The organism is Syntrophothermus lipocalidus DSM 12680 (genome assembly GCF_000092405.1).
GTDB classification, from domain to species: domain Bacteria; phylum Bacillota; class Syntrophomonadia; order Syntrophomonadales; family Syntrophothermaceae; genus Syntrophothermus; species Syntrophothermus lipocalidus.
In genome coordinates this window covers 2,062,339-2,074,216 of record NC_014220.1, presented here as the reverse complement: position 1 = coordinate 2,074,216, position 11,878 = coordinate 2,062,339, and the positions used below count along the sequence as shown (strand labels likewise).

At 55.1% G+C, this 11,878-nt stretch carries 17 protein-coding genes; all 17 read left to right on the top strand.

The window, feature by feature from the left end; translation table 11 throughout:
• The first annotated feature begins 7 nt into the window (after positions 1 to 7).
• The 17 genes from SLIP_RS10095 (at position 8) to SLIP_RS10025 (ending at position 11,877) form a co-directional block, all read left to right on the top strand.
• The gene (locus SLIP_RS10095) at positions 8 to 310 is read left to right on the top strand and encodes an HU family DNA-binding protein (protein WP_013176186.1); all 303 of its coding nucleotides are present in this window, start codon (positions 8 to 10) and stop codon (positions 308 to 310) included.
• A gap of 91 nt (positions 311 to 401) precedes the next feature.
• Entirely contained in the window at positions 402 to 1,127 is a 726-nt protein-coding gene (locus SLIP_RS10090; protein WP_013176185.1) for a M48 family metalloprotease, read from the top strand.
• Between the two features lie 154 nt (positions 1,128 to 1,281).
• Complete coding sequence (locus tag SLIP_RS10085; protein WP_013176184.1) at positions 1,282 to 1,833, top strand: hypothetical protein; 552 nt, start codon at positions 1,282 to 1,284, stop codon at positions 1,831 to 1,833.
• Between the two features lie 61 nt (positions 1,834 to 1,894).
• Complete coding sequence (locus tag SLIP_RS10080; protein WP_013176183.1) at positions 1,895 to 2,392, top strand: copper amine oxidase N-terminal domain-containing protein; 498 nt, start codon at positions 1,895 to 1,897, stop codon at positions 2,390 to 2,392.
• A gap of 3 nt (positions 2,393 to 2,395) precedes the next feature.
• Entirely contained in the window at positions 2,396 to 3,760 is a 1,365-nt protein-coding gene (locus SLIP_RS10075; protein WP_013176182.1) for a hypothetical protein, read from the top strand.
• Positions 3,761 to 3,878: 118 nt separating this feature from the next.
• Positions 3,879 to 4,043 (top strand): hypothetical protein, encoded by a 165-nt coding sequence (locus SLIP_RS12785; RefSeq protein ID WP_013176181.1) that lies wholly within the window; start codon positions 3,879 to 3,881, stop codon positions 4,041 to 4,043.
• A 1-nt stretch (position 4,044) separates the two neighbouring features.
• Positions 4,045 to 4,581 carry an HD-GYP domain-containing protein gene (locus SLIP_RS10070; protein WP_013176180.1) on the top strand — a complete coding sequence of 179 codons (537 nt, stop codon included), beginning with the start codon at positions 4,045 to 4,047 and terminating at the stop codon, positions 4,579 to 4,581.
• A complete protein-coding gene (locus SLIP_RS10065) occupies positions 4,581 to 5,558 on the top strand; it encodes a ParM/StbA family protein (RefSeq protein ID WP_013176179.1) in 978 nt (325 codons plus the stop codon). Before SLIP_RS10070 ends, SLIP_RS10065 begins: the two co-directional genes overlap by 1 nt.
• A gap of 103 nt (positions 5,559 to 5,661) precedes the next feature.
• The gene (locus SLIP_RS10060) at positions 5,662 to 5,946 is read left to right on the top strand and encodes a hypothetical protein (RefSeq protein ID WP_013176178.1); all 285 of its coding nucleotides are present in this window, start codon (positions 5,662 to 5,664) and stop codon (positions 5,944 to 5,946) included.
• 157 nt (positions 5,947 to 6,103) lie between these two features.
• Positions 6,104 to 6,397, top strand: a complete 294-nt coding sequence (locus SLIP_RS10055) for a hypothetical protein (protein ID WP_013176177.1) — start codon at positions 6,104 to 6,106, stop codon at positions 6,395 to 6,397.
• 198 nt (positions 6,398 to 6,595) lie between these two features.
• The gene (locus SLIP_RS10050; RefSeq protein WP_013176176.1) at positions 6,596 to 6,889 is read left to right on the top strand and encodes a hypothetical protein; all 294 of its coding nucleotides are present in this window, start codon (positions 6,596 to 6,598) and stop codon (positions 6,887 to 6,889) included.
• A complete protein-coding gene (locus tag SLIP_RS10045; RefSeq protein WP_013176175.1) occupies positions 6,882 to 7,325 on the top strand; it encodes a hypothetical protein in 444 nt (147 codons plus the stop codon). The genes SLIP_RS10050 and SLIP_RS10045 overlap by 8 nt, the downstream gene beginning before the upstream one ends.
• Position 7,326: 1 nt before the next feature.
• Positions 7,327 to 7,479 carry a hypothetical protein gene (locus SLIP_RS12780; protein WP_013176174.1) on the top strand — a complete coding sequence of 51 codons (153 nt, stop codon included), beginning with the start codon at positions 7,327 to 7,329 and terminating at the stop codon, positions 7,477 to 7,479.
• Positions 7,480 to 7,483: 4 nt separating this feature from the next.
• On the top strand, positions 7,484 to 9,532 hold the full coding sequence (locus SLIP_RS10040) for a VirD4-like conjugal transfer protein, CD1115 family (protein ID WP_013176173.1): 2,049 nt from the start codon (positions 7,484 to 7,486) through the stop codon (positions 9,530 to 9,532).
• Positions 9,533 to 9,602: 70 nt separating this feature from the next.
• On the top strand, positions 9,603 to 10,121 hold the full coding sequence (locus SLIP_RS10035; protein WP_013176172.1) for a metal-dependent hydrolase: 519 nt from the start codon (positions 9,603 to 9,605) through the stop codon (positions 10,119 to 10,121).
• A gap of 15 nt (positions 10,122 to 10,136) precedes the next feature.
• The gene (locus SLIP_RS10030) at positions 10,137 to 10,778 is read left to right on the top strand and encodes a hypothetical protein (protein ID WP_013176171.1); all 642 of its coding nucleotides are present in this window, start codon (positions 10,137 to 10,139) and stop codon (positions 10,776 to 10,778) included.
• Complete coding sequence (locus tag SLIP_RS10025) at positions 10,759 to 11,877, top strand: AAA family ATPase (protein ID WP_013176170.1); 1,119 nt, start codon at positions 10,759 to 10,761, stop codon at positions 11,875 to 11,877. The genes SLIP_RS10030 and SLIP_RS10025 overlap by 20 nt, the downstream gene beginning before the upstream one ends.
• Position 11,878 lies beyond the last annotated feature (1 nt).

The window sequence follows — 11,878 nt, the reverse complement described above, 5'->3', positions numbered from 1 at the left end:
GATGGTAGTGAACAGAAAGGCGATAGGCGGCGACGAACTGGTAAAAAGAATTGCAGACAAGACCGGACTGCTCCAGAAGGACGTAAGGGCGGTGCTCCGGGCTTTTGAGCAGGTCGTGAAAGACGCGCTGACGGACGGGTACGAAGTCCGGCTGGTCGGCTTCGGCACGTTCAGGACGAGAAGAAGGGCGGCCAGGAAAGGGCAGATTGGAGGCAGGGCCTACGAGATACCGGAGACCGTCGTCCCGGTGTTCGCACCGGGCAAGGGGCTCAAGGAAGCCGTGGGCGGCGAGACGGCGAAGCAGGGGTAGGGAACTCCGACGCCCTTTGCTCCGGCCTTGGGCCTTGGGCTGGACGGGCCCAAAGTGAGTGGTAAAGAGACGATTGCAGGGAGGTGGAGATTTGAGACGCTTCGGTATTGTTCTGCTGACCACGTTGGCGTTGCTGATGCTCCTGCCGGGCGCGGCATGGGCGTGGGTGGACGTAAAGGAGGCAACGCAGGGTGCGGTGCTCGCTGCGGCGCAGGACGGTCTGAAGGTGTACTTCGTTCCGGGAGCAAGGGCGACGGTCTCGGTGCCGCAGGTGGTTTCGGCCTGGAGCCGCCTGCCGGAAGATATCCGGGACAAGCTGGAGGGGCCCGTGTCCGTATATCTGGCCCGGGACGACGGGTCGCTGGTGGTGGACAGCAGCGTTTCAGCCAGCGTACGGCTCCAGGTGCTGGGAGTGTGCTCGGGGGCGGACACGGTGGTGTTGTATCCCGGCGCGGGGGTGCAGACTTTCCTCCACGAGCTGGGGCATATGCTGGACCACCGGTACGGAAGGGCCACGTCCAGAGAGTTTCTCCTGGCCCTGGTGCGGGACAAGCCTGCGCTCAGTACGGAGCCCGGCTATGTGGCGGCGGCGGTGTCCTACCTGTCGGGCTTTGCTCCCGACGCCGGCGGAGGGGACGTGCAGGTTTTCTTTTCCAGGGTCATGAAGGAGGAATTCGCCGACGCCTTTGCGCTGTACGCGGCGGACCGGGCCGGAATCGTGGAGGCGCTGCCGTCAACGTGGGAGGAGGTGAGGGCGAAGTACGCTGCGCGGTTTGAGTACTTTGATTCCCTGTTCTCGGTAGGGAGTAATTCTTAAACCGAAAACTAAGAAGATAAAACCAATTATGAGAAACCTTGGCAAAGCCCTATCGATTGATAGGAGCTTTATTTTTAAAGGGGGTGGGAATGAAGTTTTGCGAGCAGCGTCAGATATATTAAAAAAATCAAAAACGAAGGAGGTTAAATCAGTAATGCAGAAACTTGTGAAAGTACTGTCGATTTTCGCGGTGTGCTTGTTGCTGTGCGGGGTTGTCGCGGGCCCGGCTCAAGCGGTTACTGCACTGCAACCTACCCTAGAACAAGGTTTAGCCCAAGCGTTCGGGTATAAGTGGGGAGTATTAGAGTACACGCCTGTTAAAGAATTACCTTCGGGATATACTTTAGCGGGCACGGCGCTGGTGGGTTTTTGGACCAATGTGGTAGGCGAGGAGGGCCTTAATTTCCTGGCTGCTCCTATTGTCGCTACCGACGATAACAAAGCCTATATCATGATACCCCTGCCTCGTTCGAACGAACGGTTTGGATGGGCTGTGGTAAAGACGGAAACGCCGTCTTGGGAGTGTGATTTTGCACGAAAGATACAGGTTAAAATGGCGCACAAGGACGACCCTGACGCAGTAATCATGCTTGAGGCTGCTCTAGTGCCGTTGAAAGACCTTAAAGCGATTAACCATTCATACCTATACCCGTTGACTGTTTACGAAATGCCCAAATCTGTTAATTGGTCCAATGGTATTTACTAGTTTGCTGCCCACCGGTCATTTGATCGGTGGGCCAAACCAAACTTCAGAAAGGAGTGTTTTTATGCGAAAGCTCATGTCGATTCTGGTTGCTGTTTTAGTGCTGCTGGCCTTCTCCGGCCCGGCGTTCGCCTGGGTGATCTCTGAGGAGGATTATGCGGGACAGGCTCCCGTAAAGATCCTGATTAACGGCAAGGAATTCACCTGCCAAGACCAGAAGCCGTTTACCCTGTACGGGCGGACGTACCTGCCCTTCCGGGAGATAGGAGAGGCGTTGGGGTACAAGGTTGAGTATGTCCCTCAAAAAGGCCCTTGCAGGGCGATAATAAGTTGGGAGGATAAGGACGGGACTTATGTTAACCTTTACCCCGGCAGCACGAGTATGTACGTGGTGCCTCAAGGGGACCAAAGTAAAGTCTACAGGAAAAGTATCGATATTCCCCTGGTAGTCAAAGAAACGAACCGGACCGTGCTCCCCATCCGTCCCGTGGCCGAAGCCTTCGGCTGGAAAGTGGAATGGGATGGCAAAACGAGGACGGCAATACTGACCAAGGGGGTGTAGCTGTTGCGCCTAGTCAAAAAAAGCTTAAACTGCCTGCTGGCCGCCGCGATGCTTCTGGCGGTCTTTGTTATGCCTGTCCGAGCCGTTGTGGTTGGCCAGAACGGGGTTATGCTGGAAACCGTAGTACAGTCTCAAACCGAGGACTTGTATGTAGATCGCGATATGAAAACTGGAGTTGTTAGGAGCATCAGCTACGACATCGCATCCACCTACTCCACTGCCGGCATTCGCTACCGGACCACAGCTGTCACCATCCAGTTTCCCGGGATCCCCGGCGAGGTAATAATCCCGGTCAAAGACCAGTTGCTAACATACAACCAGGCCCTGAAGTCCAGCCCCGGCTTCAAATACGGCCAGACCTATTACTCTCAAGTAACCATCTCCAGAGACGCCATAATCAACGCAGCTCCAGAGCAGTACCGAGAAACGGTCAAGAAGGCCCTGGACAACCCCGAAGCTGTAGGCACGGTCAAGACCGGGGCGCATATCGAGATATATGACGTAAAGACTGACAAAGTGCTGGCCGTGCTGACCAGTCCCGAGGACGTGCTGAGGCAGACCATCATGCCCCAACACCGGGCCGACATGGTGACGAGGTGGCAGAATCTTGACCTGACAGCGGGTAAGAGAATACAGGCCGTGCAGATGCCCGATATCTCGGTCCGTTCCGATAAAGACGTCTACACTGGAGCTCCGGGATCTACAGTAAACATCATCGTGGCCGTCAAGAACGAAGGAAACATACCGACTGTCACCGACTTCGGAGCTCGTTGGCAGTCGGACGACTGGTCCAAGAAGATCTTCAGCAGGACTAACATCAATCTCAACCCGGGAGACGACCCGCACTATACGATTCCGGTAACCGTACCGACTACCGAAAAGAAGCTGGTCTTGAGGGCCAACATCGACGGCAACACGCCTCCGAACGAAGCCACCCTCGACAACAACACCAAGGTCGTGACGATAAAACCGGCGCAGGTAGACCTGAAGGTTACGATTACGCCGGTGCGCAACCCCGTCCCAATAGCCTGGAACTCTTCACACGGCAAGATAACGGCCAACGTGCAGGTAACCCGCAAGGACTCGGGGGAGCCCGTCCCGGCGAGGCTGACCATCACGGGACCCGGAGGAACCAAAACACTAAACTTCACTTCGATACCCGGACAGGCGTATGGGAACTACTACACCTTTGACAGAGCAGTTCCGGGAACCTACACGATAACAGCAGAAGTCTGGCCGACACAAGGACAGGACGCAAATCCAGCAGACAACAAAGCTTCCTGCCAAATACAGGTAATAAAGAAACAAGCTCCTATAACTGATGTTCCTAGAGAGCCCGACATACATGGCGAGTTGGGCGGAATGTGATATAATATACCTAGAGCTTGGTGTTAATGGTAATCATCCCCTTTCGGCAGAACACTCGGGGTCTAGTGCTTCGGGTGTTCTGCTTTTTTATGAGAAAAAAACAAAAGGAGGTATGCTTATGCGCAAGAAGGCAGAACACAAAGAAACTCACAATGTCATGCTGGTGATGCGGAAGGAAGATTTCGAAGCGCTTCGGGCGGAGGCGAAGAAAATCGATATACCAGTGGCTTCCTACGCAAAGTACCTGATTTATGAGGGCTTGCGCAAGCGAAAGGAAAGATGATATGCAAAATATGTTTTTTACGAAACTGCCAATTGAGCTCCTGGCCCATTCCATGCACGCAGGTGTGCTGGCAGTGCGGCTGCTAAGGGAGGTGCAGATACCTGGTATTCGAGAGGCCGTGTTCGTAACAGCGGCTTTTTTACATGACTTAGGAAAGGCTCACTGGCCGGAAAAGTTTATTATGGCTCCCCGGTATCTGCTGTCCAACAGCGAGTGGTACACCATGCGGGCACACCCGTTGGTAAGTGCAGATATAGCCTCCGAGCTAGGAGTATGTCCCGAGGCTGTAGAGATTATTCGCCAGCACCACGAGCGGCCTGGAGGGAAAGGGTACCCTCTCGGTATAGAACCTTCTGAGGCGGCTATGTGGCTTTCAGCCGTTGATGTAGTAGCGGCCATGTCCGAACCTAGGGCGTATCGTAAAAATCTACCTTCTATCGACGAAATTCGACGGGAGCTGGCATGGTGCCCGACACACATTAGGGAGACGGTAATCAACCTGGTTATTAACGCTAAGACAGTAAAGGAGGCGATTTAATGCGTGTTGCAGTGGATGTAGGATACGGCTGGACAAAAGCCCTTTCCGAGGACGGGAGGAAGGTTTCTTTTCCTTCCGCTGTATCCCGAGCGATAACCGATACGACCGGAGGGCTTTTTATCAGTCTGCCTCATGAGGTTAAAATTAACGGGGCAAATTGGTTTGTCGGTGAAAGAGCAAAGCAGTGCGTTTCCTGCCTGACCTTGCCTGGTCAATCCAGAAAGAACGGCGAAGTCCACGACATACTTCTCTTGACGGCGTCGTACCTTGCAGGGGCAGGAGAAAACGGAGACAAGCCCGAGCTGGCCGTGGGGCTGCCCCTGGCGTATTTCAAGAGCCAGAGGGACTGGCTGGCCGAGCACGTGCAAGGTTTAAACGCATGGGTCGGCGTCAACGGCACGGAGAGACACATATCCTTCACGCATGCGGAGGTCTTCCCCCAAGGGGCAGGGATTCTGGCCCTTTGCACAGACCTGCCGACGAGGGGGTATATACTCCTGATTGATGTAGGGACGTACACGACCGAGTTTCTGCTGTTTGAAGTCCGGCAAGTGGACGGTAGAGTGAGATATATCCCCATCCCGGATGCTTGCTCCAGTATAGAAGTGGGGGTACACACCGTTCACCAAGCCCTGGCGATATCATGGCGAGAAAAGGCCGGAGTGCCTCTTCCCGATCGTATGGTGGAAGAAGTAGCGCAGGCGGCGGCCAAGGGAGAGCCCGTCCTGCACGCAGGGAGGACGGTGGATTTGACGAAGCAGTACCATGCCGCCGTGAAGCAGACCGCGACGGCGATAGAGGCAGGGATAAAATCCGTGCTCCAGGACCGTGCTGAATTCGTCGCCAAAACCGTACTTGCCGGGGGAGGGGCACATGTGTTTGGCTCGCACTTACGAATGGCTTTTCCGAACAGTGAGACGCTGCCCGATCCTGTTTACGGGAATGCGAAAGGCTATCTCCGGCTGATGCAGAACTAACGGGTAGTTTGGAGGGGTTTGTATTACATTTGTAATACAACTTTAATCCAAGCTCAGTGTAATACATTTGTATTACAAAACCTGTTGGAAGCGAGGAATATCAATGCCTGAGAAGAAGCAGACCCGAACCAAGGTTATAGCGATACGCCTGCCCGAAAACCATCCCATTTTCCTTCTTCCTGAGGGCAGACGGTCTAAATTTGTCCGGCAGAGGCTTGAAGCCGATTTGCCGGAGGTTGATTATTTTCTGTTTCTTGAGGCCATTAAGGAAACTGTACGGGAAGTGCTCAGGGAAGAACTGCCTACACAGAACAAGGAAGAGAAAGAGAAAAAGGCGACGGTGAACCCCGTAGAACTGAAGCAGGACATTCTGTCCATTTTCGGCTGATATTGACGAAAATGGAGTATAGTGCTATCATGTAATTGGACGCGGGGCAGTTGAATACATACGGTCGTCGCCGATTCCCTGATATGTGAGCGAAGTCGGGTGAGTCGGCTTTTTGCGTTTTGGCTTCTTAGATTTTTCGGGAGGAGGTAACGACCGTATGTATGATGCGTACAACCTGTTTTATACGATAAGCGAGTTATACGACTTAATCCCCCGGATGGCGATATTCCTCATAGCTGCCCCGTTTGCGTGCAAGATATTCTTCGAGGCAGTATTGGCCTTGGCTGGCATGGGCTTTTACAGGGAAATGACTGCCTCGATACTGGCTAATATAACCGTGTTCATACTAGGGTACTTCTACGTCGTCCGTTTTTTGGACACGGGCTTTCTGTATCAGGGCTTTAATGTATTAAACGACTTGCAGCACGCTTTAACAAGCCTACCCTTCTAACAAGGAGGGCGGGCTTTGTTTTTTGCAGAAACCCAGCTCACTCCGTTCGCCCGACATCCACACCCTACCCTACGGAGTAGGACAGATGATGCTGGAATATTCAGGTAGCGACAGCACGTTAACGCAGGCGTCGGACTCCCGGCATCCTAGCGTCTGACGCCTGGCTCCTGGCTCCTATGCCGGAATTTGCCAAAGGAGGTGGTAGCTATTACCAGCAGAATAACCATACGGCTTCCCGAGAAACTGCATGCGTATTTGGTGACTGAAGCGAAGAAGAAGCACACCACGATATCGGCCGTTGTGGTGGACGCAATACAGCGACACCGGGACGGCTTCGTGGCCGAGGTCTTTGCCCGGGCCTGCCTGCGCCTGCTGTGCGAGGCCCGGGCCCAGGACCCGGAGGGCGCCCGGCGCCTGGAGTCCCGGCTGTTGACCGAAGCGCTTCGCGAGGCCCGGAGGGCCCGGGAGGGGGTGGAGCCCGGAGATGAGTAAGTGGAGAGTGAAGGTGGTGCCCTTACGGGATCCGCGGAAGGTGATGCGGGTTCTCCAGAGCCTGAGACGGCTGGCCGACCACGACTACGACGACCTGCTCCCTTCCGAGTTCTGGACGGAAGGCACCTACCAACTGCACCCACGCTGGGTGAACGCGTACCTTTTTGTGCTGGACCCTTTGCCCGGCCTGGACTGGGTGGCCCACGCGCGCCGGGCCGCGAGGCTCCTGGAGGCCCGGCAGGGAGTGGAGCTGGACTGGGCAGCAGGAGTGCGAAAGTCCGGGCAGGTGTGGCTAGTGGCGAAGGTGATGGCGTGGGAAGGGGACCGCCACGTGCGGTGGCACCCGGCCTCGGGGGATATAGAGGCCCTGGTGCGCATGTATCCTCCCCGTCCCAGGAAAAGGGAGGAGGAGCGAAGCCGTGAAAGGATGAGGTGAGATGGAAGGTATTGTTCAGACAGTAGCATTTACGGCCGTGCTGGTCATTGCGTTTGCGTACATGCTTTTTGGGCGAAGCGCAGGGAAATTGCTGTTGTGGGTGATGCTGCCGGTTATTTTTGTGACCTGGGTTTATTGTCTGCTGGCGAGGTGATGGTATGCAAAGAGCAGCACTTGTTAAATGGTTAGCAATCGGCATACTGGCGATTACAATGCTGATGGTCGCGACTATGTACCCGTACGGAGTGCTTTTTGTTTTGGTCTTGGCTGGGGGAGCTGCTCTGCAGCCCAGGTACGGGACAAGGGCATGGATGCCTGCTGTGCTGAGTGTTGGTCTGGCGGTTATATTCGTCTTTATGACATGGTCTGCGCTTAATTTTCGCCAGGAAATGAAGCAGGTCCTAAGCATAAAACCAGGGCAGAGCGTCCCTGTAGAGTCGGGGCCCGTACGGGTGAACATAGGGCTGATGCTTTCTTCGACGCCTTTTGACAAGATACCCCTGCCTGAGAAGGCAGGAAGGGCAGGGCTTCTGGGAGGTGTGATACTGGGTGCTATCCTGGCTGTTGGGTACAGACAGGGAACGGAGCACGGGCCGGACCGGGTTCACGGCCTGAAGGTAGCGTCCGGCGCAGCTCAGAAAGGCACCAGCAGGTGGGCCGGGGATGCGGACGTGGCGAAGGTGGCTGAGTTCGGGCCTCCCAAGGAAGGGAAATATGGTGGAGGAACTATAGTGGGGAAACTTCGTGGGAGAATAGTGAGACTACAGCCTGAAAAGTCCAAGCCTCCACTCCCACAACACGCCTGTGTGGTGGCCGGCACAGGCGCTGGGAAATCGTTCAGTTTCGTGATCCCGAATGTGGTGTCGGCTGCGATGGAAGGAGAGTCGGTGGTAGTCACCGACCCGAAGGGCGAGCTGGCGTGTACCTTGGGGCCGTGGCTCAAGTCAAAGGGGTATAAGGTGTATCTGTTTAACCTGGGAAATCCTGAATGGTCGATGTGCTGGAACCCGGTGATGGAGTGTCAGGATGATGAAGAGATCACAGCTTTTGCAACGGCTATAGTGCAGAACGCGGCAAGGGACAACAGTGGGTACTTCGTAATGAAGGAGATACAGCTTTTGAAAGCTCTTATATACCTGCTCCGTGCCGATTTTCCCGTTGAACAGGCACATCTCCGGAGCGCGCTCTCCCTGCTGAGCTGGCCCAAAGAAGCCCTAGACCGGCGATTCAGTGAGGCGTACAGGGTGGGTAGGCTGCCTCAAGTCGGGTATGAAGAATGGTGTGGTTCGGTGAGCTCAAACTACGACAACGCCGTTTCTGGACTCACGGCCAAGCTCGGGGTCGTTCGTGCGGAGTCTGTGGCGAAGCTTCTCTCCCGGCACGAAATAGACCTTTCGGCCATCGGCAGAGAGAAGGCTGTGCTGTTTTGTGTTTTACCGATTGGGGCAGGACACCTGAAACCCGTGCTGGCTTCGTTCTACTACTTCTTCTTCCGGCGTCTCTACGGGCTGGCAGCTGAGAACGGGGGCAGGTTGCCCAACCCCACTAGGTTCATCTTGGACGAGTTCGCGAACGTGGGACAGATACCGGGGTTTGTGGAAGTCATCTCGACCGCCCGCTCGCTTGGGATCAAGATCCAATTCGTACTGCAAGGCCTGAAGCAGCTCCAGGACGTCTACGGTGGCCCCGAGGCCATAATGGCGAACTGTCCCATCCAGCTTTTCCTCGGCGGGGATGACGCGACGACGACCCGGTACTTCAGTTCCCGTCTTGGTGAAGCAGCGGTATATGCTGAGTCCGAGCGCAAGGACGTTACCATGCCTTGGAATAGGATTGAGATACCCAAACGTACCGAGACCATCGTGAGGCGTGCCCTGATGGAGCCTGAGGAGCTTTCCCGCATGGACCCGATGGCTGCCGTTTGCCTGGTGCGCTGGTGCCTGCCTATGTATTTACAGAAACTGGGATGGACGGAGCTGCCCCAGAGCAAGGATATCCTGTCCCTGGCTGTTGCAAAACTATCTGAGCTCCAACCTGCGCGACCGGACGTGGTAGTGGATCTCCCGGAAATTCCAGAAGGAAGAAACGATGAAGCGCCGGACCGGGATCGTTCTTTCGAGAGGGGGAGCGATCTCAACGCTGACGGCGGGATAGGAGACTTTCTCAAGTCCCCGAAAGATGAACCTGAAAACCCAGATTATTTGTAATTTCCGGGTCAAGTGCTCAAATTGAGCACTTGATTTTCTATTATTTTCCCCTTAGGAGGTGCTAAGTGACATGACCGGTACGACTCATATAGCAGGGGGCGCACTGGCCGGAGCGATAGCAGGACACCTGACCGGGGATCCGGTAGTAGGGACGGTAATAGGCGCAATAGCAGGGCTTTTTCCTGACGTAGACCATCCGGGGAGCTTGGTGGGGCGACGCTTGCGCCCTATAGCTGTACTTCTCGAGGTGATGTTCGGGCACCGTTCTATTACTCACACCGTATGGTTCTGTTTAGGAATATGTTTGCTAGTAGGGATTCTTGCCGGCATAGTAAACGGCTTTCTGGTTCCTTTCGGCATACAAGGGCTTTCAGTGAGCTTAATTTCGATGTCAGTCGGAGCAGGAGCTCTCTCTCACTTAGCCCTAGACGCGCTGACTCGTTCAGGAATACGGCCGTTTCTGCCGGTTCCGCTCCCGGATCCGCTCCGGCGGCTGGAGCACATTCACGGGCCGTTGACTACCGGAAACCTGCTGTCGGAAGCACTGGTGACGAGCGTCTGCTGGCTGCTTGCTCTTTACTTTTTATGAAAGGGTGAAACCAGGATGGAATGGCTTAGGAAACAGTGGACAGATCACCCCCAAGCCGTGTACTTGGGCGCTCTGCTGCTGTTAACTGTATTGGCTTGGATAATCAGCGTGGGTTTGGTCGGTTCGCCTTCGAACAGTCTTGAGGGAGACGTCAAGCAGGAACAAACTTTCTCTGCTCCACGCAAAGGCTGGGATAACGACGTGAGATACGCCGTGGCTTCTGACGACTATTACGGAGTGCAAGTGACAGTAACGCCTACAGACGCAAATAAAGCAGTGATAAGCGCAAAAAGATCCGGGATGGGGATAATAACGACTCTATCCCCTGAGACAGCAAAAGCTGAGGTATCGTTCATGCTGTCCAAAAACTATTTCATACGCACCAAGCCAGCAGTGGGGCAAATGAGCACAAACATCAGCGACTACGCGCCGAAGACTTGCGTAACGGTGACTGGTGTTAGGGACGACGGCGTTAGGGTGTCCCTGGGAGAACAGTCGTGGAACAGAATTAGCCCGGAGTACCAAGAACTGGCAGTTACTACACAGGGTTTTACGAGAGTCGACATGACAGTGACCATCGGGCAGGGAGACGGCGTATGGCTCCCTCTCGAGGTTGAGATCAAGGAGGCGAACGTCCATGCAGCGCACTCAAAGTGAGTACGATGGGATAATGGCTTTTATATGGGCTGTTGTGAGCGTGACGATTGTGGCTGCGGTGCGATATCCGTATATTGCAGCCAGCATCGCTGCTGCTGCGTTGATTTCGCATTTCCTTCGCCTGCCGGAAGGAGCTCAATATCTGGTCTACGGCGCGCTTTTCGTATCGGGGGCGTGGTTTACTAATTACTATCGTTACTATCGGCAGTGGAAGCAGCAAACTAACCAGCTGGCGTCGGGACAGGAAACAGTCGTCCAACAGGCGGCTCAGCCTCAACAGGCAAACAAAAAATCCATTCACCGTTCTGTAGATGAAATCTGGGCCGAGATAGACTCCCTGACCGGGCTGGCAGAAGTGAAGGAGGCCCTTCACGAGATAGCGGCCGTGGTGCAGGCGGACCGGGAGCGACGGAAGCAGGGGCTTCCCCCGATGAAGCAGTCCCTACACATGGTCTTCCTGGGGAACCCCGGCACGGGCAAGACCACGGTGGCCAGGCTGGTGGGGGAGCTCTTCGCTTCGATGGGCGTCCTTCCGTCCGGGCACATGGTGGAGACCGACCGGAGCGGGCTGGTGGCGGGGTATATCGGACAGACGGCTCTCAAGACACAAGAGAAGATACGCCAGGCGATGGGCGGTGTTTTGTTCGTAGATGAAGCCTATTCCCTTGCCCGTGGAAGCGATGATAAGGATTTTGGCAGAGAAGCTGTCGATGTTCTGGTGAAGGCGATGGAAGATCACAGGGACAGACTGTGCATTATCTTTGCCGGGTACACAAAGGAGATGCAGGAGTTGTTCAAGGCCAATTCGGGACTGGAAAGCCGTATCGCCTTTACCATCACGTTCCCGGACTATACCCCCGAAGAACTGGTGGAGATAGCCCGGCTGTATGCGAAAAAGCGCGGCTGGAATCTTGGGCCGGGCGTGGAGGAGGCCCTGCTGGGGCGTTTTAAGGCGGTGTCTGACATTGGGAAGGCCGGGAACGGGCGTTACGCAAGAAACGTGATCGAGCAGATGGAGCGAAAGGCGGCCGTACGGATCTCCCGGAAGCAGGGGCCTGTCGATGTATTGACCATTGGAGATTTTAAACAAGGAGGATGAT